Annotated in this window: 24 protein-coding genes; 14 read left to right on the plus strand and 10 right to left on the minus strand. The window is 72.9% G+C overall.

The genetic code is table 11. From position 1 onward, the window contains the following. The first annotated feature begins 9 nt into the window (after positions 1 to 9). Both OG218_RS14240 and OG218_RS14245 read left to right on the plus strand, forming a co-directional pair. The gene (locus tag OG218_RS14240; protein ID WP_328293883.1) at positions 10 to 1659 is read left to right on the plus strand and encodes an ABC-ATPase domain-containing protein; all 1650 of its coding nucleotides are present in this window, start codon (positions 10 to 12) and stop codon (positions 1657 to 1659) included. A gap of 65 nt (positions 1660 to 1724) precedes the next feature. Beyond that, complete coding sequence (locus tag OG218_RS14245; protein WP_328293884.1) at positions 1725 to 3932, plus strand: putative bifunctional diguanylate cyclase/phosphodiesterase; 2208 nt, start codon at positions 1725 to 1727, stop codon at positions 3930 to 3932. On the opposite strand, the gene OG218_RS14250 is transcribed toward OG218_RS14245, so the two are convergent. Continuing rightward, complete coding sequence (locus OG218_RS14250) at positions 3896 to 4150, minus strand: hypothetical protein (RefSeq protein ID WP_328293885.1); 255 nt, start codon at positions 4148 to 4150, stop codon at positions 3896 to 3898. The genes OG218_RS14245 and OG218_RS14250 overlap by 37 nt on opposite strands. 150 nt (positions 4151 to 4300) lie before the next feature. Between OG218_RS14250 and OG218_RS14255 the strand changes: the two genes are divergently transcribed. Next, complete coding sequence (locus tag OG218_RS14255; RefSeq protein ID WP_328293886.1) at positions 4301 to 4585, plus strand: hypothetical protein; 285 nt, start codon at positions 4301 to 4303, stop codon at positions 4583 to 4585. Here OG218_RS14255 and mscL read toward each other — a convergent pair. Next, complete coding sequence (mscL, locus tag OG218_RS14260) at positions 4582 to 5007, minus strand: large conductance mechanosensitive channel protein MscL (protein ID WP_328293887.1); 426 nt, start codon at positions 5005 to 5007, stop codon at positions 4582 to 4584. The two genes, OG218_RS14255 and mscL, sit on opposite strands and share 4 nt — an antisense overlap. Before the next feature lie 47 nt (positions 5008 to 5054). On the opposite strand from mscL, the gene OG218_RS14265 reads away from it, so the two are divergent. Further along, complete coding sequence (locus OG218_RS14265; protein ID WP_328293888.1) at positions 5055 to 6185, plus strand: lycopene cyclase family protein; 1131 nt, start codon at positions 5055 to 5057, stop codon at positions 6183 to 6185. Positions 6186 to 6188: 3 nt separating this feature from the next. Here the strand turns inward: OG218_RS14265 and OG218_RS14270 are convergent, their stop codons facing one another. Both OG218_RS14270 and OG218_RS14275 read right to left on the minus strand, forming a co-directional pair. Beyond that, positions 6189 to 6797: a YceI family protein gene (locus tag OG218_RS14270; protein WP_328293889.1), complete on the minus strand. Its 609-nt coding sequence runs from the start codon at positions 6795 to 6797 to the stop codon at positions 6189 to 6191. 78 nt (positions 6798 to 6875) lie between these two features. After that, positions 6876 to 7529 carry a DAK2 domain-containing protein gene (locus OG218_RS14275; protein ID WP_328293890.1) on the minus strand — a complete coding sequence of 218 codons (654 nt, stop codon included), beginning with the start codon at positions 7527 to 7529 and terminating at the stop codon, positions 6876 to 6878. An 84-nt stretch (positions 7530 to 7613) separates the two neighbouring features. Here OG218_RS14275 and OG218_RS14280 point away from each other — a divergent pair, with 84 nt between their 5' ends. The 3 genes from OG218_RS14280 (at position 7614) to OG218_RS14290 (ending at position 10458) form a co-directional block, all read left to right on the plus strand. Further along, positions 7614 to 8123, plus strand: coding sequence for a GNAT family N-acetyltransferase (locus OG218_RS14280; protein WP_328293891.1), 510 nt, complete (start codon positions 7614 to 7616; stop codon positions 8121 to 8123). 204 nt (positions 8124 to 8327) lie between these two features. Continuing rightward, entirely contained in the window at positions 8328 to 8561 is a 234-nt protein-coding gene (locus tag OG218_RS14285) for a hypothetical protein (protein ID WP_328293892.1), read from the plus strand. Between the two features lie 52 nt (positions 8562 to 8613). Further along, positions 8614 to 10458, plus strand: a complete 1845-nt coding sequence (locus tag OG218_RS14290; protein ID WP_328293893.1) for a glycoside hydrolase family 15 protein — start codon at positions 8614 to 8616, stop codon at positions 10456 to 10458. Positions 10459 to 10468: 10 nt separating this feature from the next. Here OG218_RS14290 and OG218_RS14295 read toward each other — a convergent pair whose 3' ends face one another. Further along, on the minus strand, positions 10469 to 10843 hold the full coding sequence (locus OG218_RS14295; protein WP_328293894.1) for a DUF427 domain-containing protein: 375 nt from the start codon (positions 10841 to 10843) through the stop codon (positions 10469 to 10471). 112 nt (positions 10844 to 10955) lie between these two features. Between OG218_RS14295 and OG218_RS14300 the strand changes: the two genes are divergently transcribed. Then, positions 10956 to 11996: a GGDEF domain-containing protein gene (locus tag OG218_RS14300; RefSeq protein ID WP_328293895.1), complete on the plus strand. Its 1041-nt coding sequence runs from the start codon at positions 10956 to 10958 to the stop codon at positions 11994 to 11996. Positions 11997 to 11998: 2 nt separating this feature from the next. Here the strand turns inward: OG218_RS14300 and OG218_RS14305 are convergent, their stop codons facing one another. Continuing rightward, positions 11999 to 12514 carry a GNAT family N-acetyltransferase gene (locus tag OG218_RS14305; protein ID WP_328293896.1) on the minus strand — a complete coding sequence of 172 codons (516 nt, stop codon included), beginning with the start codon at positions 12512 to 12514 and terminating at the stop codon, positions 11999 to 12001. A 286-nt stretch (positions 12515 to 12800) separates the two neighbouring features. On the opposite strand from OG218_RS14305, the gene OG218_RS14310 reads away from it, so the two are divergent. Next, entirely contained in the window at positions 12801 to 13019 is a 219-nt protein-coding gene (locus OG218_RS14310) for a DUF4287 domain-containing protein (protein ID WP_328293897.1), read from the plus strand. 1 nt (position 13020) lies between these two features. On the opposite strand, the gene OG218_RS14315 is transcribed toward OG218_RS14310, so the two are convergent. Next, on the minus strand, positions 13021 to 13587 hold the full coding sequence (locus OG218_RS14315; RefSeq protein WP_328293898.1) for an isochorismatase family protein: 567 nt from the start codon (positions 13585 to 13587) through the stop codon (positions 13021 to 13023). Positions 13588 to 13627: 40 nt separating this feature from the next. After that, on the minus strand, positions 13628 to 13906 hold the full coding sequence (locus tag OG218_RS14320) for a hypothetical protein (RefSeq protein ID WP_328293899.1): 279 nt from the start codon (positions 13904 to 13906) through the stop codon (positions 13628 to 13630). A gap of 111 nt (positions 13907 to 14017) precedes the next feature. On the opposite strand from OG218_RS14320, the gene OG218_RS14325 reads away from it, so the two are divergent. The 3 genes from OG218_RS14325 to OG218_RS14335 are packed head-to-tail and all read left to right on the plus strand — an operon-like array spanning position 14018 to position 15848. Beyond that, on the plus strand, positions 14018 to 14578 hold the full coding sequence (locus OG218_RS14325; RefSeq protein ID WP_328293900.1) for a hypothetical protein: 561 nt from the start codon (positions 14018 to 14020) through the stop codon (positions 14576 to 14578). Between the two features lie 44 nt (positions 14579 to 14622). After that, complete coding sequence (locus tag OG218_RS14330; protein ID WP_328293901.1) at positions 14623 to 15150, plus strand: RNA polymerase sigma factor; 528 nt, start codon at positions 14623 to 14625, stop codon at positions 15148 to 15150. After that, complete coding sequence (locus tag OG218_RS14335) at positions 15147 to 15848, plus strand: hypothetical protein (RefSeq protein ID WP_328293902.1); 702 nt, start codon at positions 15147 to 15149, stop codon at positions 15846 to 15848. Before OG218_RS14330 ends, OG218_RS14335 begins: the two co-directional genes overlap by 4 nt. A 3-nt stretch (positions 15849 to 15851) precedes the next feature. On the opposite strand, the gene OG218_RS14340 is transcribed toward OG218_RS14335, so the two are convergent. Together OG218_RS14340 and OG218_RS14345 are read right to left on the minus strand one after the other, a co-directional pair. After that, positions 15852 to 17231 (minus strand): nucleobase:cation symporter-2 family protein, encoded by a 1380-nt coding sequence (locus OG218_RS14340; protein ID WP_328293903.1) that lies wholly within the window; start codon positions 17229 to 17231, stop codon positions 15852 to 15854. 68 nt (positions 17232 to 17299) lie between these two features. Further along, the gene (locus OG218_RS14345) at positions 17300 to 17860 is read right to left on the minus strand and encodes a nucleotidyltransferase family protein (protein WP_328293904.1); all 561 of its coding nucleotides are present in this window, start codon (positions 17858 to 17860) and stop codon (positions 17300 to 17302) included. Between the two features lie 175 nt (positions 17861 to 18035). Here OG218_RS14345 and uraD point away from each other — a divergent pair, with 175 nt between their 5' ends. Continuing rightward, entirely contained in the window at positions 18036 to 18518 is a 483-nt protein-coding gene (gene uraD / locus OG218_RS14350; protein WP_328293905.1) for a 2-oxo-4-hydroxy-4-carboxy-5-ureidoimidazoline decarboxylase, read from the plus strand. After that, on the plus strand, positions 18515 to 18835 hold the full coding sequence (gene uraH / locus OG218_RS14355) for a hydroxyisourate hydrolase (RefSeq protein ID WP_328293906.1): 321 nt from the start codon (positions 18515 to 18517) through the stop codon (positions 18833 to 18835). The genes uraD and uraH overlap by 4 nt, the downstream gene beginning before the upstream one ends. The last annotated feature ends 4 nt before the right edge of the window (positions 18836 to 18839 follow it).

The following is an 18839-nucleotide window of genomic DNA, read 5'->3' on the forward strand; positions in this document are numbered from 1 at the left end:
TTGGCCCGCGTGGATCTGCACGAGACCCTGGAGCGACTCGACGGGGGCCCGTACGCCCGGTACCGCTCGCTGACCGGTCGGCCCTGGCCGCTGGCCCCGGGGATGACGGCGACGCTGACGCACACCCAGGCCGACCCGTTCGCACCGCCGTCGCGGTGGGAGGTGCGTCTCGTCGACACCCCGTTCGCGGCGCTCGACCTGCGCCCCGCGGTGCGGCGGCGGGCCCTCGCGGGGTTCCTCGCCCGCTCGGCCGCCGCCCCGCGATCCGCCTTCCGAGTCGACGCCGGCGGTCAGGAGGTGCTGCAGCGCAGCAGCTTCGAGGTCTCCGTCGACGGGAGTGCGCTGCTGCGCCTCGGTTACCACCTGCCGGGTCCACGACGTCGGATCGACGGCCGCACGGCCGCGGCCGACCTCGCCCGGGAACTCCCCGACCTGCTCGCGGACCACGTCCTCGGCGTCGACCTCGCTGCCGCCCGCGCGTTCGTGGACGCGGTCGAGGACGCCGACCACCTGCGTCGCGCCCTCCCCGGACGGGGGCTCGTCGCCTTCGTCGCCGACGGAGCGGTGCTGCCGCGGGCCAGCGGGGTCGACGACCGACCCGCCCGTGGGGCCGTTCCCTTCGCCTCCCCGGAGTCGCTGCGGGTGAGCGTCGACCTGCCGCACCGGGGGGCGACCACCGGCATGGGGATCCCCACGGGCGTGACCGTGATCGTCGGCGGCGGCTTCCACGGCAAGTCGACGCTGCTGCGCGCCCTGGAGGGCGGTGTCCACGACCACGTCCCGGGCGACGGTCGCGACCTGGTCGTCACCACCGGCGACGCCGTCGCGATCCGGGCGGAGGACGGCCGCAGCGTGACCCGCGTCGACGTCGGCGCCTTCGTCACGGGTCTCCCGGGTGGGCTGGACCCCCGTGACTTCTCCACCGCCGACGCCTCGGGGTCGACGTCGCAGGCCGCGGCGACGCTGGAGGCGCTCGAGGCCGGGTCGCGGTTGCTGCTGATCGACGAGGACACCGCGGCGAGCAACCTCATGGTCCGCGACGCCCGGATGCAGGAACTCGTCGCCAAGACCTCCGAACCGCTGAACCCCTTCGTCGACCTCGTCCGCTCGCTCGGCGAGGACCACGGCGTCTCCACCGTCCTCGTCGTCGGCGCCTCGGGGGACTACCTCGACGTCGCCGACCGGGTCCTGCTGATGGACTCCTACCGCTGTACCGACATCACCGCCCGGGCCCGCGAGGTCGCCGCCCGCCCGACCGGCCGGGTCGTCGAGGCGGGCCGGTTCCCGCCCGTCCGCGCCCGCGTCCCGGAACCGGGCAGCGTCGACGCGACCGCGAAGGGGAGGCGGCGGATCTCGGCCGTCGCCACCGACACCCTCCGCTTCGGCGAGTACGACGTGGACGTCCGCGCCGTCCGCCAGTTCACCGACGCCGGCCAGGTCACCGGGGCGGGGTTGGCCCTCGACCACGCCGTCGCGGCCGGTCACCTCGACGGCCGGCGCACGCTGGCGCAGGTCCTCGACCTCCTCGACGCCGACCTCGCCGGTCCGGTCGCGGACTGGGTCGACGGTTCGCCCTCCGACGTCGCCGTTCCCCGCCGGCACGAGGTGGCCGCCGCCCTCAACCGGCTCCGCGTCCTCCGGGTCCGCCACCTGCGCTGACCCGGGGCCCCAAACCCACCGATCGGCCCAGCCAGAACCAAGATCACCCCGTCGATCCCTTCCCGGTGACGAACAGCCCGGCACGACCGGACGCCCGGGTGACGGTCGTCGCCCTGGCCTGCGTCGCCGTGGGCGCGGCCCTGCTCCTCCCGGTGGACCGGCCCGTGTCCTCCGCGCTGCTCGCGGGCGCCCACCTGGTGGCCGTCCTGGTCCTCGCCCGCGGGGCGCAGCGCCGCACCGACGACGTCGTCTGGCGCTGGTTCGCGGGCGCGGCCGTCGTCGTGGGCGTCCAGCCGGTGCTCGCCCTCGTCACGGGCGAGCGGAGCCTGGGGCTCCTCGGCGGGTGCGTCCTCGCGGCCATCCCCCTCGCCTACCAGGGGTTGGTGCGCTGGAACCGCTTCCGCACCTACACCTCCGACCCCGGCGACTTCCTCAACGGCCTCAGCGCGGTGCTGGCCTGCACCGGCGCCGGGATCGTCGCCCAGCAGCGCTTCCACGTCCTGCCGGCCGGGTGGCCCGACTGGAAGGTGCAGCTGTGGCTGCTGGTCGCGGGGTCGATGGTCATCCTGCTCGGGACCGCCCTGACGGTCGCCGGCGTCGGCGGCCTCTCCCGGGACCCCCGCATGTGGCTGATCCTGGTGGCGCTCGCCGGCGTCGGACTCGTCAGCTCGACCCTGCGCGGGCACCCCGGCGACGCCGTCCGCGGCCAGGCCGCGTGGACGCTCGCGTTCCTGGTCATCGCCTACGCCTCCACCCGTCGCGGGCGACCGGTCCCCGTCGCCGCGACGAGCCAGGCCCCGGCGGTCGGCGCGCTCATCGTGCTCGCCCTCGCCGTGGTGGTCCTCGTCGCCGACGGACGGGCCGGCGGCTGGCACGCGACGGCCTACGCCTCGGTCGCCATCCTCGGCATCACCTTCCGCGTCGTGCACCTGGTCCGCGAGCTCGCCCAGCTGGCCGAGTCGCGCCACCAGGCCCTCACCGACGAGCTCACCGGGGTCGGCAACCGGCGCGCGCTGGTCCGCGAACTCGAGGACCTCGTCGGGCGTGGTCTGCCCGCGGCGATGCTGCTGCTCGACGTCGACCACTTCAAGGAGGTCAACGACCGGCAGGGCCACCACGCCGGCGACGACCTGCTGCGTCGCGTCGCGGTGAGCGTGCGGCGGGCCCTGCCCGTCGACGCCGTGCTCACCCGCATCGGCGGTGACGAGTTCGCCGTCGTCATGCCGGGCCGGGACGAGGACCAGGCCGTCGAGATCGCCGCCACGGTGCACCGGGCCGTCGCCGCGCAGGTCGAGATCGGGCTCAGCATCGGGGTGCGGTCGCTGCCCGCCGGGGGTTTCGACCCCGACCGGTTGCTGCGCCAGGCCGACGCCGCGATGTACACCGCGAAGACCGCCGGCGGGGGTGTCAGCCTCTACGACTGCGAGGTCGACGCCCGGCTGCGCGACCGGGCCGCGCTGGTGGCCGACCTGAAGGCCCTCGTCGGCGCCGGGGAGCAGCAGATGCGGCGCGAGATCGCCGTGCACTACCAACCGCAGCTCGACGTGGTGACCCGTCGGGTGGTCGGGGTCGAGGCCCTCGTCCGCTGGCAGCACCCCACGCGCGGACTGCTGCCCCCGTTGACCTTCCTCGACCTCGTCGAGGAGCACGGTCTGATGGACGCCCTGACCGCGCACCTGCTCCAGCGGGCGGTCGAGGAGTCGAGGCCCTGGAGCGACGGCGGCGTGCCGCTGCGCATCTCGGTGAACCTGTCCGCGTCGTCGCTGACGCACCCGGGCCTGCTGTGCCTGGTCGACCGCATCCTCGAGCAGACCGGTCTCGCCCCGGGCCGCCTCGTCCTCGAGGTGACCGAGACGACCCTCATGGCCGATCCCGACCTGGCCCTCGCCGTCACCCACGAGCTGACCCGCCGCGGGGTCCAGCTGAGCATCGACGACTACGGGACGGGCTACTCCTCGCTGGCCTACCTGACCGACCTCCCCGCGACGGAGCTCAAGCTGGACCGCGCCTTCACGATGCGCGTGCTCGCCGAGCCCCGCACGGCCGAGATCGTCGAGGCCACCGTGGCGCTCGCGCACCGGCTGGGGCTGCGCGTCGTCGCGGAGGGGGTCGAGGACGAGGCGACCCTGACGGTCCTGCGGGGTCTCGACGTCGACGAGTCCCAGGGCTACCTGCACGCGCGGCCGTTGCCGCCGGCGGAGTTCGCGGCCTGGCTGGCGGCCGGAGCGCGGCGGGATCAGGTCGTGGGGGCGCCCGCGCCGCGCGGGGTCTGACCCTGCTGGTGACGACCGAACTGGCCACCTCCCGGGAACCCGGACTGCTCCCGGGTGGTGCCGCCGGCGGCGTCCCCGCGGGTCGCGGCGTACGCGACCCCGCCGGTCAGGCTGGTGACGACGACGACCGTCGCGATCGCGACGACCGGCTTCTGCCACCACGGCGACCGGCCCGGCGCGGTGGGGCCGGCGATCGGCTGGGGGAACGGCTCACTCACAGGGGACTCCTCGGACGCGGTGCTCACCGCCCACAACGGGTGGTGTCCTCCGACGTTCGGCACCGATCCTGTGATCTCGCCCAGGACAGGGTCAGGACGAGGTGGGAACTCCCGCGTGCGGGGGCACGCTCCAGCCAGCAGGGTGGGCGGATGAGCACCGAGAGCACCGACAGCAACGAGAGCACCGATCAGGTCGACGTGTTCGACAACGCCGAGGTCCACGCCGTCGAGGAGGGCGGCAGCCGCGAGAACGCCCGCTCCTCCGACTCCGGCCCGATCCCCAGCCCTGCCCGCGACCCCCAGGACCCGTTCGGCCTCGAGGACGACGTCGCGGACGGGACCGGTGCGGGCGACCCGACGGCCGGGGTGCAGATCTCCGCGGAGGACCTCGCCGAGGCCGTCCCCGGCGACGACGGGCCCACCGGGACCCGCTAGTCCCTGGTGTTCAGGGTCGGCGTGGTCCCGCCGGTCTGGCGGGCGAGCAGGTCGCGGATCTCGGTGAGCAGCAGGACGTCCTCGGACGGCGCCTTGGGCTCCGCGACCTCACCCCGCTTGCGCAGGGCGAGGAGCTTGTTGACCGGCAGGACGATCACGAAGTAGACCGCAGCCGCGATGACCACGAAGTTGATGATCGCCGCGATGATGGCTCCGAAGCGGAACTCCGCGTTGTTGAGTTCGACGATCCACAACTGACTGGTGTCGGGAGCGCCCCCGATGGCCGCGATGAGCGGGGTGATGAGGTTGTCCACGATGGACTTGATGATCCCCGAGAACGCCGCCCCGATGACCACCGCGACTGCGAGGTCGATGACGTTGCCCCGCAGGATGAAGTCCTTGAAACCGTTGACGATCTTCATGAGAGTCCCCTTCTCGAGCTCAGTGGTCCGTGACCGACCCTAGGGGCGTGGATCACACCCGCACCAGACTCACGATCGTCGGCCTCGGCGCGGCGGGCTCGAGCCTGGCCTGGCGCCTGGCCGGCACCGACGTCCCCTTCGACGTGGTCGAGGCCCCCCGCGGCGCGATCCAGCGGACCCAGGACCGCACCTGGAGCACCTGGGGGGCGAGCGGTCCCGGCCCGTTCGGTCACCTCGTCGCCGCGTCCTGGCCCCGGGTCCGCGTCGTCGGGGAGGACGGGACCGTCACCGCCGACCTCGGCTCGTGGCGCTACCGGATGCTGCACTCCACCGACCTCGACCGGGCCGTCCGCGAGCGCCTCGCGGTTCGCGGGGTCCCTGTGCGGGAGGAGGTCGTCGACGACGCTGCCGCGTTGGGGGGCCGCATCGTCGACACCCGACCCGTTCCGGTGCCGCGCACGGGTCGCACGCTGTTGTGGCAGCACTTCCTGGGTCACCGGGTCCGCACCGCCCGCCCGGTCTTCGACCCGCGCACGGTCACGCTGATGGACTTCCGCACGCCGCAGCCCGCGGGTGGGGTCGCGTTCGGCTACGTGCTGCCGACGTCGGCGACGGAGGCACTCGTCGAGTACACCGAGTTCTCCGTCGACCTGCTCACCGACGAGCAGTACCGGGAGAGGCTGGGTTCGTACCTGGAGCGCGCGGGGATCGGTGCGCACGAGGTGCTGGGGGAGGAGCGGGGCGTCATCCCGATGACCGACGCGCGGTTCCCGACGTCGGGGGACCCGCGGGTGCTGCGCTGGGGGGCGAACTCCGGTTCGGTCCGTCCCTCGACGGGCTACTCGTTCACGGCTCTGCAGCGCCAGGCGGACGACCTCGCGCGGCAGGCGGTGCGAGGGGAGGGACTGCGGTTGCCGCCGGCGCACCGGCCGCGGCACCTGCTCATGGACTCCCTCGTCCTGCAGGCGATGGCCTCCGGCCGGGTGGACGGTGCCCGGTTCTTCGTGGACCTGTTCCGGCGCAACCCGGTCCACCGCGTGCTGGGTTTCCTCGACGGCTCCACGAGCCCCGTCGAGGACCTCCGCCTGATGGCGACGTCCCCCCGCGCCGCGATGCTCCGCACCGTCCTCGCCCGTGGTCCCGCTGGGTTTCCCCGCAGGATCACGGGCGGGAGGTGAGGGTCAGGCGTTGAGGACGGCTTCGATGTCGAGTTCGAGGTCGACCTTGTCGGAGACGACGAGGCCCCCGTTGTCGAGCTTGGCGTCGAAGGAGAGGCCGAAGTCGCGACGGTTGATGGTGCCCTTGGCCGAGAACCCGGCGCGGGTGCCGCCGTAGGCGTCGGGGCCGAAGCCGGAGACCTCGAGGCCGAGGGTGATGGGCCGGGTGACGCCCTTGAGGGTCAGGTCGCCGGTGAGGACGAAGTCGTCGCCGTCGTGGGTCAGCGAGGTGGAGCGGAACGAGGCGGTGGGGTGGTTCTCGATCTCGAAGAAGTCGCCGCTCTTGATGTGACCGTCGCGCTGCTCGTTGAACGTGGTCACGGTGGTGACGTCGACCTCGGCGGTGACGGCCGAGCCGGCCGGGTCCTGGCTGGTGACGATCTCGCCGGACACGGAGCCCAGGCGGCCGCGGACCTTGCTGACGGCCATGTGGCGCACGGTGAAGGACACCTCGGAGTGCGAGGCGTCGATGGTCCACGTCCCGGCCAGGTAGCCGGGGACGACGGGCAGTGCGCCCGTCGTCGTCGTGGTGGTGGACTCCGCGTCCTTGGTCTTTCCGCCGAACCAGCCCATGGTGACCTCCGCTAGGTGTTTGCAGCTTCAACTGCTCACCAGTGACGGTACACGGAGGTCGTTCAAGCGTCAACTACTTCAGACGACGGTGCCCCGTTCGAAGAACCAGGTCACCACGAGGGCTCCCGGGTCCACGACCCCGTCGACCACGGTGTGCCGGGTCCCGTCGGCCGCGGCGCGGTAGGCGGCGTGCAGAGCGGCCACCGCCGGGACGTCCGCGACGTCGGCCCCGGCGAGGGCGTCGGCGGCCGGCGCCATCGCGTCGACGAGCGACCCGGCACCCGGTGCGGGTGCCCCGGCGCGCTGGACGGCGAACATCCCGGCCCAGGCCGCGTCGGCCAGTTCGTGGGTGCCGGCCTCGCGTCCGCAGGACCGCGCGAACTCCGCGAACCACGGCCCGAGCAGGGTGGGGATGCCGGGGACGGAGGCGAACCCGACCGCGACGGCGTCGAACACGTCCGCGGCCAGGACCGGCGGCGTCTTCGCCAGGATCGCGTCGGCGGCGCGGGCCGCCTCCTCGAGTTCCGGGCCGAGGCCGCGCAGTTCCTCCCCGCGGGAGGACACCTGCTCCTCGAAGCCTCGCCACCAGGCCAGGACGCGTCGCACGTCCAGGTCGGCCACCCGCGTCCCCGCGACCGCTGCGACCCGGTGTCCGTCCTCGCGCAGTTCCAGGACGTTCTCCGCCTCGGTGGCGACGTCCGTCGCCACGCGGGTCGTCTGTCGTTCCTTCACGGTGCACCTTCCTCAACGCCGAGGATCACGCTCCGAACGAGCGTGGCACGCGGTGCGACGGATCGCCACCTCTAGTGTGGCAACGTGGACGTGGTGCTGAGGGGGGTCGACGAGGCCGACTGGCGGCGCTGGCGCGACCTGCGTCTGCGCATGCTCGAGGACACCCCGCTGGCCTTCGCCGAGACCCTCGAGACGGCCCGCCACCACGACGAGGCCGAGTGGCGCTTCCGCGTCCGCCGCACCCGCGAACCGGGGAGTTCCACCGTCGTCGCCCAGGCCGGCGAACGGTGGGTGGGCACCATGAGCGCCTTCACCCACCCGCAGGAGGGACTGTTCCTCGTCTCCGTCTTCGTCGATCCCGCTCATCGGGGTGCGGGGCTCGCGGACCGGTTGCTCGCCGAGGTCCTGCGCTGGGCGCGCAGTCGCCCCGGGGCCACCCGCATGACGTTGCACGTCCACGAGGACAACCCGAGGGCGCAGGGTTTCTACCGGCGCTGGGGTTTCCGCGACACCGGTGTCCGGGTTCCCTACGACCTCGACCCGACGCAGGACGAGGTGGAGATGCGCCTGGAGTTCGCCGACCCCGGCCGCTGACTCCCCGGCGTGTGTTCCCGGGTTCCGAGGTGGTGCTGGGGCCCTCCGGGACCTGATCGTCCCGGCCAGGACGTCGCAGATTCCCGGAGGTCACGGAGAGTAGTCTCAAGAACAACTTCTCAGTGCTCAAGCGTGCTCAGGAACCCGCCGATGCTCGGGTTGTCGGTGACACTCAGTCCCGGCCCTGACTGACTGGAGCTCGACGTGACCATGCCCCGCACGCTCGCCGCCGTCCTCGTCTCCGGTGCTCTCCTCGCCGGCGGCGCAGCCCTGGCGCCCGCCGCGTCGGCCGCCGGGAACCCCACCGGCACCACTGGTCACCTGCGCACCGTCACCACCGTCAAGACGGCCGCGAAGGTCACCGCGACCACCGACGGCCACCTGCGCTCCGTCACCGACGGCCACCTCCGCTCGATCACCGCGGGTCACCTGCGCTGACACGCCGGGCCCTGTGTCCATCCGGGTGCTCCGCTCGGGAGAAGATGGGCCAATGGCCAGGATCGAGGACTACGCGCTCATCGGTGATCTCCACACCGCCGCGCTGATCGACCGCACCGGATCGATCGACTGGCTCTGCTTCCCGAGGTTCGACTCCCCGGCCTGCTTCGCCGCGTTGCTCGACACCCCGGACGCGGGACGCTGGCGACTGGGACCCGTCGGTGGGGCCACGTGCAGTCGCCGCCGCTACCGCGGCAGCTCGCTGATCCTGGAGACGGAGTGGGACACCCCGGACGGCACCGTCCGCGTCACCGACTTCATGCCGCCGCGCGGCAACCACCCCGACGTCATCCGCATCGTCGAGGGCCTCGAGGGCGAGGTCCGGATGAGTTCCGAGCTCGCCCTCCGCTTCGACTACGGGTCGATCGTGCCGTGGGTCCGCCGGCGCGGCGACGAGCTCGAGGCCGTCGCCGGACCGGACTCGGTCTGGTTCTGGAGCACCACCGACATCCAGGGACGCGACCTCACGTCCGTCTCCGACTTCGTCATCACCGAGGGTGAGCGCGTCCCGTTCGTCCTGACGTGGGGCAAGAGCCACGAGAAGATGCCGCACCGCCCGGACCCCTTCCACGCCCTGCAGGACACCCTCGACTTCTGGGGGGACTGGAGCCAGGCGGAGACCGTCGAGGGGCACTGGGAAGAGGCCGTCACGCGGTCGCTGGTGGTGCTCAAGGCCATGACCTACGCCCCCACAGGGGGAATAGTGGCCGCGGTCACGACGTCGCTGCCCGAGGAGATCGGGGGCACCCGCAACTGGGACTACCGCTACTGCTGGCTGCGCGACGCCACCTACACCCTGCAGGCCATGCTGCTCTCCGGCCACGTCGAGGAGGCCGGGGCCTGGCGCGACTGGCTGCTGCGGACGGTCGCCGGCGACCCCGGCGACCTGCAGATCATGTACGGCCTCGACGGCACCCGGCGCCTGCCCGAGATGGAACTGCCGTGGCTCAAGGGCTACGAGGGCTCCTCCCCGGTCCGCATCGGCAACGAGGCCGCCGGCCAGCTGCAGCTCGACGTGTGGGGCGAGGTCCTGGACAGCCTCTTCCTCGCCCGCCAGGCCGGCCTGGAACGCGAGGACGACTCGTGGAACCTGCAGAAGGCCCTCATGCACCACCTCGAGGCGCGGTGGCAGGAGGCCGACAACGGTCTGTGGGAGATGCGCGGCGACCGCCGCCACTTCACCCACTCCAAGGTCATGGCCTGGGTCGCGGCGGACCGGATGGTGCGCAGCGTCGAGGAGTTCGGCCTGCCCGGACCGGTGCAGCGCTGGCGCCGCGTGCGGGACGAGATCCGCGCCGACGTCCTCGCGAACGGGGTCTCCCCGACGACGGGGACGTTCACCCAGTCCTACGGTTCCGACAACCTCGACGCGAGCCTGCTGCTCATCCCGCGCGTCGGTTTCCTGCCCTTCGACGACCCCCGCGTCGTGGCGACGGTCGACGCGATCCAGCGCGACCTGACCCAGGACGGGCTCGTGATGCGTTACCGGACGGAGGAGTCCGGCGACGGGTTGCCCGGTTCCGAAGGGGTCTTCCTGGCCTGCTCGTTCTGGCTCGTCGACGCCCTGCACGGCATCGGCCGGACCGAGGAGGCGCGGGCGCTGTTCAACCGCCTGCTGTCGCTGCGCAACGACGTCGGGCTGCTGGCCGAGGAGTACGACCCCGTCTCCAAGCGTCAGCTCGGCAACTTCCCGCAGGCCTTCAGCCACTTCCCGCTCGTCGTCGCCGCCCACCACCTCACCAGCGGTGACGGCGGCGGACGCAGCGACGAGGTGAGCGACGACGTGTCCGACGGGGTCGATGAGACCCTCGGCGGCGAGGTCCCCGCCCACTCCTGACGCCTCGGGGTCAGTCCTCGACGGTGACCGAGACCCGGTCCGGGTAGAACGCCACGTGGCCGGTGATCGGGGCCACCGCGGGGGAGGCGTCCTCGTAGGTCCAGACCGCGTCGGTGAGCTCCGCACCGTCCACGGTCAGCGAGTAGTACGACGCCTCACCCTTGTAGGGGCACCACGACGTGGTGGCGGTCTTGCGCAGGAGGGCCGGGTCGACGTCGGCCAGCGGCAGGTACTGCACGGCCGGGTAGGTCGACTCCTGCAGCGTCTGCGCCGACGTCGAGGTGGCGACCACGGTGTCGCCCACGCGCGCGACGACGCGCCCGGACGTCGGGGTGACGGTGATGGGGTGGTCCGGTCCGGGGGTCTTGTGCTGGCGAGTGCTCATGTCCAGGGCAACCCCCGGACGAGCCGCCCTCTTCCGCCGCGCCACTGCTCCGGAAGGACGAAGTTCGTCACCGGGGGGTTGAGACGTCGGACCCGGTGCCCGATACCGGAACGTGGACTCAACTCCCCGCACCGTCGGTCGGAAGGGTGCCCTGCTGTGGTCGCTGAGTGCCCGGAACCCGCGCTCGGCCCGCCTGTGGGCGGCCGTCGCGCTCATGACCACGATCGTGACCTGCCTGGTCTCCGGTGCCACCACCATGGGCGGACTGCACTCCGCCAAGATCATCGCCCTGCTCGGCCTGGGCGCGCTGTCGGCGGTGCTGCTGAGCCTGCCGGTCGAACGGACGGCGCCGCTGGTCGTCCTCGCTCCCCTCGCCGGGGTCGGGGCCGTCGTGTGGCTCGACGTGCTCAGCCACGACGCGGGGGTCACCGGCCAGGTCTTCTTCGTCGTCCCGGTCGTCTGGGCGGCCGCGCAGCTCCGGTTCGCGGGCGCGCTCGTCGTCACGGTCGCCACCCTCACGGGCGAGGCGGTCGTCGTCTTCACCTTCCTGCCCATCGACCAGGCCGTGACCGACTTCGCCTACCTGACCGTCCTGCTGCTGCTGGTCGGTGGTGTCCTCACCCGGGCCGGGGCCACCCAGGAACGGCTCGTCGAGCAGTTGCGGCTCCAGGCCGGCGTCGACCCCCTCACCGGGCTCGTCACCCGCCGGGTCCTGGACTCCGCCACCGAGGCCGCCGTCCGCGCCACCGGGAACACGGCCCTCGTCGTCATCGACCTCGACCGGTTCAAGGCCGTCAACGACACCTTCGGCCACCTCGGCGGGGACGCGGCGCTCGCCCACGTCGCGAACCTGCTGACCGGCTGCTGCCGCGACGGCGACGTCGTGGCCCGGATGGGTGGGGACGAGCTCGCCGTCCTGATGCTGGACTGCACGGCCGAGACCGCCGCCCGTCGCGCGCAGGCGTTCGTCGACGTCGTCCGCCGCACGCCCCTCCAGCTGCCCGGCGGGGTCGTCGTGCCGCTCTCGATCAGCGCCGGGCTGTCGTCGATGACCCTCGGGGTGACCCGCGCCGAGGACCTCTACGCCCGCGCCGACTCCGCGCTCTACGAGGCGAAGCGGGCCGGTCGCGACCGTCTCGCCCACGCCGCCTGAGCTCAGCGCAGCCCGACGGCGTCCAGGCGCCAGAAGACCGCGTCGTAGACGAGGGTCCCCGTCATCCACTCCTCGTGGCCGTCCAGCAGCACGACCTGGAACGCGGCCGGTGGGATCCGCAGCGACGGCCGCCGGAAACCGAGGTCCGCACCTGCGCGGAACCCCAGCCGCGAGTAGTACCGGGGATCCCCCTCGAGGAAGAGCGCCGGGAACGTGGTCGCCTCGATCGCCGCCGCCACCAGGGCCTTCCCGACCCCCCGCCGCTGGTGCTGCGCCAGCACGCCGAGCGGGCTGAGGACCCCGACGTCGACCAGGCGCGGGGGCGCGTCGAGCAGGTTGCGACCGACCATCACGTGACCCACCACCGCGCCGTCCACCTCCGCGACGAGCGAGACCGGGTTCCCGGCGCGCAACGCGTCGGCCAGGTCGGCGACCTTCGCGCCGTGGTCGCCGAACGCGGCGAGGTGGACGTCACGGACGGCGTCGTGGTCCCGGGGTTCCTCGGGTCTGATGAGCACGACGGAGATTCGAGCAGACCGGTACCGACCCGTCGAGGGGTTTCCGTTCCCCGGGCGACCGCGGGGTGGACCCGCGGCGTGCGGTCCCGTCCCGCGGAGGGCGCACCCATCGGTGTCACCACGTGGAGTGAGGTGTGGGTGAGATGCATCCGGTGCCGGGGCGACCCTTCGTCACACCCAGAGGTGCAACCACGCCCACGTGACACGCACGGCATCATCGGCGATGAGTCCTGGTGCGGCGACGAGTCTGCACAGCGCAGAGACCACGAACCGACAGGAGCCGACCGTGCCCGAACCCGTCAAGGGCCCCGCGTCCTACTTCCCCGCCATCGAGGCGAAGTACGGCCACCCCGTCGCGCACTGGCAGGAGGCGCTGCGTGAGCGCAGGGCCGAGCAGCCGGGGGTCAAGCACATGGAACTCGTCGCCTGGCTGAAGACCGAGCACGGCATGGGCCACGGCCACGCGAACGCGCTGGTGGCCGCCACCCCGGCCGAGGACGCCTGAGTCAGACGGCGAGGGGCGCGCCGAACTCCACGTCCGCGGTCGACACCGTCCCGGCCGTGCGGCCGGGCGCGCGCTGGAAGCTCCAGTAGAGGTTCGTGTGCGCGATGACCTGCTCCGGCGGGGGCGCGCCCCACTCGCCGAGGTCCTCGGTGGTGTGCGCGTCGCCCACGAGGGTCACGTCGTAGCCGCGGGTGAAACCGCCGTGCAGCGTCGAGCGGATGCAGGCGTCGGACTGCGCCCCCGTCACGATCAACCGGCCGACGGCCCGTTCGGCCAGCACGGCCTCGAGGTCGGTGGCCTCGAAGGCGTCCCCGTAGCGCTTGTGCACCAACGGTTCCGCCGGGTCGGGGACGAGCTCGGGCACGAACTGCCACTCCTCGGAGCCCAGCGGGAGTTCCTCGCTGGAGTGCTGCACCCACACGACAGGCACACCGTCGGTGCGGGCGCGCTCGAGCAGGCGCGAGATGTTCGCGACGACGTTCTCGGTGTCCACGCTCGCGCTCATCACCCCCTGCTGGACGTCGATGACGAGCAGGGCGGTCTCGGAGCGGTCCGGCAGGGTCGTCACGGCACGACGTTAGGACTCCCCGCGGGGCGGGCGGAACCCCTCAGAGCGGACGGATCACCGCGTGCGGAGCGACGACGAAGGGCGCAGCGCCCGTCGGGGGGACGACGTTCCACGGCCCGAGGACGTCGCCGGGACCGAGGATGCCCTGCTCGGGGAGCGCCGGTAGGTACAGCGGGTGCTCCAGGTGCAGGACGACCGGCGCCACCGGCCGCGGAGCGGCCTGCGCGGGAGCCGTGTCGTGGTGCTGGACCAGGCCGAGGACGGCGGAGGCGAGCGCGGCGGCGCCGCCGATCACGGCGAGCGTCGTGGTCTGGCTCATGGCTGCTCCTCTGGGCCGAACGGGTGAGTCGCCCCCGTTGTCGGCATCGACGCGCCAGAACCTGAGCCGGTGTGGAACCGTTGCCGGGTGAGGCGACGGCTGGGTGGGGTGGTGAGCGCCGCCGTGGTCCCGCTCGCCGCCGCCGTCGCCGTGTGGTCGCCGCTCGGGAACGCGTTCCCCGCCGAGGCGACGCGAGCGCCCCAGGCCGAGGTCGCCAGGCCCGCGACCCTGCGGACGACGGCCGGGCAGTGCGTCTGGGAACTGCAGCGGGCGGACCCCTACTCCGTCCTCGCCGGCGGGGAAGGCTCCCTCGCGACGTCCGCCCTCTACCGGTTCGCCGACGGCGAGACGCACTTCTGCGTGGCCTTCGCCGCGGGCAGCGTCGACAACCGCGTCGAGGTCGACTCCCTGGGCCGGCAGGTCCTCTGGGGGTGGGTGAAGAACCAGGACGGCTCCTTCGACGCCTCGCTGTTCGGACCCCGGAAGGCGGGCTACGCCCGGGTCGTCGTCTCCACCCCCGACGGCCAGCAGTACCAGGCGATCTTCCTCGACCGGTACTGGTGGACCCCCGTGCACGTCGCGGACCAGTCCCTCCTCGACGACAGCCGGTGGACGGCCTACGACCGCTACGGTCGCCTCGTCGGCCAGGGGCGCGTCTCCACCGACTACTGAAGCGCTGGTGTGGAACGTTCGTCCTCCTGAAGCGTCCTGAGGGTGTGAGAGCAGTCAGCGACGCCCCCGCAGAGGCGACCGTCGAGCGGGACCCCGAGGCCCAGTACCAGGACCTCTTCCGCCGGCACTTCCGCGCGACCGTCCGCCTCGCCCAGCTGCTGGGCGCCGACGACGCCGAGGACGTCGCCCAGGAGGCGTTCGTCCGCCTCCACGAACACCGACGGCGACTGCGCGACCCTGCCGCTGCCCTCGCCCACGTCCGACGCACGACCGCGAACCTCGCCACCTCCCGGCTCCGCCACCTGCGCGTCGTCCGTCGCACCCCCGGCGAGGTGACCCGCACCGCGGCCTCCGCCGAGGAGACCGTCGTCGCCGCCGAACAGGTCGACGAACTCCGCACCGCGCTGGGGAAGCTGTCCGCCCGCCACCGCGAGGCCCTCGTCCTGCGCTACTGGCTCGACCTCCCCGTCGCCGAGGTCGCCGACGCCCTCGACGTGCCCGTCGGCACCGCCAAGTCCACGATCTCCCGCGCCCAGGCGGCGCTCGCGAACCTGCTGGAGGAGCGACCGTGAACGATCTGCAGAAACTCCTCGACGCGGTCGCCGTACCGATCGAAGCCGCGACCGAGGACCAGTGGGCGCGCAACCGGGAACTCGTCGGCGCTCGCCGTCGTCGGCGCCGGATCGGGGGTGGTGTCGTCGCCGGTCTCGCCGCCGCGGCGGCCGTCGCGATCGCAGTGACGTGGAACCCCTCGGGAAACCCCCTCTCCGTGCAGCCGGCCGGTCCGGTCCGGGCGCAGGTGGTGGACCCGTCGACCCTGACCCCGTTGGCCGAGGACTGCGCACACAGACGCGGCGTGTACACGGACGTCACGGCGCTCGCCGGCGCGACCAGCGCCGCGGGACGAGGGGTGCTCTACGAGGTCGCGGGTGGTGAGACGCGATTCTGCGTCTCCCTGGACGGGGGCGCCGTGGACGGGCCGATCTCGGACGACTTCCCCGGCGACCAGGTCCTCGGGGGCTGGGTCGGTGCCGGGGATTCCGACCCCGCCACGGCCTCGGTCTTCGGACTCCGGGGGAGCGACGACGCCCGCGTCGTGGTGTCGACCCCGGACGGCAAGGAGTTCGAGGCCGCGTTCTTCGACCGGTACTGGTGGACGCCGGTGCCCGTCGTGAAGGCGACCGACCTCGACGAGACCACCTGGGCAGCGTTCGACCGGCAGGGCCGGCTCGTCCACCAGGGCCGTCTGTCGAGGGCCCGAACGGGCTGAGGGTCAGTGGCTCCGCGTCGCGACCCCCGCCACCTCGGCCGCGGCGCGGGCCTGTTCCTCGGGGGTGTGCGTGCTCGTGCAGAGGATCCGGTGCAGCACGATCGCGACGATCGCGCCCGAGGAGATCCCGGAGTCGAAGATCGTCTGGAACCAGTCGGGGGTCCGGGCGTAGATGCCGGGGTTGACCGTCGGCAGCAACCCGACGCCGAGGGCGACGGCGATCATCAGCAGGGCCCGACTGTCCAGCGTGCAGGACGCGAGGGTCCGGATGCCGCTCGCCGCGACCATCCCGAACAACGCCACCCCGGCCCCGCCGAGGACGGCGACGGGAACGGAACCCACGACGGCGCCGAGCTTCGGCACCAGGCCCAGGACGACGAGGATCCCGCCCGCGAACGTCGCGACGTAGCGGGAACGGACCCCGGACAGGCTCACCAGCCCGACGTTCTGCGCGAACGCCGTGTAGGGGAACGTGTTGAAGATCCCGCCGAGGACGGTGGACAACCCGTCGGCGCGCAGTCCGTCGGCGATGTCGCGGGGTTCGAGGCGCCGGTCGACGATCTCACCGATGGCCAGTACGTCGCCCGTCGTCTCGGTCATGATGACCAGCGCGACGACGCACATCGCGATGACGGAACCCACCTGGAACGAGGGGGCGCCGAACGCGAACGGTGTCGAGATCCCGAACCACGCCTGGTCGCCGACCCCCGTGACGTCGACCTTGCCGGCCACCGCGGCGACGACGGTTCCCACGACGATCCCGAGCAGGATCGCGATTCGGGCGACGGCGGGCGGGGCGAGGCGTTCGATGAGCAGGATCGCGATCAGGGTGAACAGCGCGAGCAGCAGGTTCGACGGGGCGCCGAAGTCGGCGGCACCCGTCCCGCCACCGGCCCAGCCGGCGGCGACGCTCATGAGCGACAACCCGATGAGCAGGATCACGGTGCCGGTGACCAGCGGCGGGAAGAACCGCAGGAGCTTCGAGAACACCGGGGCGAGCACCACCATGAACACGCCGCAGGCGATGACCGAACCGTAGATCGCGGCGACCCCGTGCTGGGTGCCGATGGTGATCATCGGGCCGACGGCGGCGAAGGTGCAGCCCTGCATCAGGGGCAGCCGGACCCCGAACCGCCAGAAACCCACCGACTGGACGATGGTCGCGATCCCGGCCACGAACAGGTCCGCCACGATGAGGTGGGCGAGGTCGTCGGGCGACATCCGGCCGGCCGAGATCATCGCCCCGCCGACGATGAGCGGCACCGCGACGGCGCCGGCGTACATCGCGAGGACGTGCTGCAACCCGAGAGGAGCGAGTCTCCGCAGCGGCGGCACCTCGTCGACCGGATGGACGCCGTGCTGAACCCGCAGTTCGCTCGCCATCACAGCACGCTGGCACGCGAACACCGGCGGCGGAACAGGCTGCACGGAACTCGCGTGTGAAGAGTGTGTTACGCGGACCGTGTTCCGGGTGGGAGGTCCTCGGGGTGGTCGACGTCCGCAGCCGCCCCCGGAACCTCGACGGCCGTCCACGGGATCTCGCCGAACAGCGCGTTCAGACCGGACCCGGTGTCCGCGAGTTCCAGGGCGCGGGCCACGTGCTCGCGGCCGATCAGCACGGGGTGACCGGGACGTCCGCGCTCGACCCCCCGCGCGAGCACGGTCGGCGAGGCGAGTCCGAGCACGGCCCGCACCCCGGCCACATCGATCCCGGGCAGGTCGACGAGGGTGATCAGCACCGCCTCGGCCCGCCGGGCCAGCGGGTGCCGCAACGCCCGGGCCAACCCGGCCCCGGGCCCGCGGGAGGCGTCCGGGACCTCGACCGCGACGACCCCGGAGGGCAGTTGCTGTCCGGTGCCCAGGGTGACCAGGACGGAGGAGCACCCCGCCGCCACCAGCAGCTCGGCGGTCGCCGCCGCGAACGTCCGGCCGTCGACGTGGCGCAGCAGGGCCTTGGGCGCACCCATCCGCCGGCCCGCCCCCGCGGCCAGCACGATCCCCACCACACCCACCCGCGGATCGAACCATGTTTCGGTCAGGTTTCCCCGCGCGGGTGGTCGGGGTCGGTTCTGGAGGTTCGTCCAAACCCGTGTGCCGGTGGACTGGGAACGTTGGTGCCCCGGAGGCTGCGCGCCGGGCGTCGCGCAGGTGACACTGGTCGCAGGAACGTGGAGAGAGGGAGGGTCCGTGGGCATCGGTGAGCTCGACGACGCCGGGACGGCGCGCTGCGAGGAGTTGCTGCGCACCTGCTGCGACGCGCCGGCCTGGGCGGCGCGGACGGCCGCGCGCCGCCCCTTCGGATCGCTGGTGAGCCTGCTGGAGATCGCCGACGAGGAACTCGCCGCGACCTCCGAGGCCGATGTCGACGTCGCCCTGGCCGCGCACCCCCGGATCGGGGAACGCTCCGAGAGCGCCGACTCCCGACGTGAACAGGCGGGCGCGCTGGCCGCCGGCTCCGAGGTGCTGGACGCGCTCGCGACGGGGAACCGGGCCTACGAGGAGAAGTTCGGGCACGTCTACCTGGTCTGCGCGTCGGGCAGGAGCGCCGAGGAACTCCTCGCGGTCCTGGACTCCCGCCTCGGCAACGACCCGGACACCGAGCGGAAGGTCCTGCGCGGGGAACTCGCCGCGATCACCCGGCTCCGGCTGACCCGGCTGGTGGCGTCGTGACCAGCCTCTCGACGCACGTCCTGGACGCCGTCACCGGGACCCCGTCCGCGGGGATGTCGGTGGTGCTGGCCGACGCCGACGGGACCCCCGTCGCGAGCGGGACCACCGACGACGACGGCCGGGCCCGCCTGGCCGAGGAACTCGCGCCGGGGACCTACCGGCTCCTGTTCCAGACCGGGCCCTGGTTCGCCGCGGCCGGTCGTGAGACGTTCTACCCCGAGGTCGTCGTCGCCTTCTCCGTCGGTGCCGACCGCGCCCACCTGCACGTCCCCCTGCTGCTCTCACCGTTCGCCTACTCCACCTACCGAGGGAGCTGACACG

The sequence above is a fragment of the Kineococcus sp. NBC_00420 genome, from assembly GCF_036021035.1.
Taxonomy (GTDB): Bacteria; Actinomycetota; Actinomycetes; order Actinomycetales; family Kineococcaceae; genus Kineococcus.

Coding starts and splice junctions, on each gene's coding strand:
- OG218_RS14295 (WP_328293894.1), bottom strand. CDS start 10,843: ATGAGCACTCGCCAGCACAAGACCCCCGGACCGGACCACCCCATCACC.
- OG218_RS14340 (WP_328293903.1), bottom strand. CDS start 17,231: ATGGCGAGCGAACTGCGGGTTCAGCACGGCGTCCATCCGGTCGACGAG.
- OG218_RS14270 (WP_328293889.1), bottom strand. CDS start 6,797: ATGGGCTGGTTCGGCGGAAAGACCAAGGACGCGGAGTCCACCACCACG.
- mscL (WP_328293887.1), bottom strand. CDS start 5,007: ATGAAGATCGTCAACGGTTTCAAGGACTTCATCCTGCGGGGCAACGTC.
- OG218_RS14290 (WP_328293893.1), top strand. CDS start 8,614: ATGGCCAGGATCGAGGACTACGCGCTCATCGGTGATCTCCACACCGCC.
- OG218_RS14320 (WP_328293899.1), bottom strand. CDS start 13,906: ATGAGCCAGACCACGACGCTCGCCGTGATCGGCGGCGCCGCCGCGCTC.
- OG218_RS14255 (WP_328293886.1), top strand. CDS start 4,301: ATGAGCACCGAGAGCACCGACAGCAACGAGAGCACCGATCAGGTCGAC.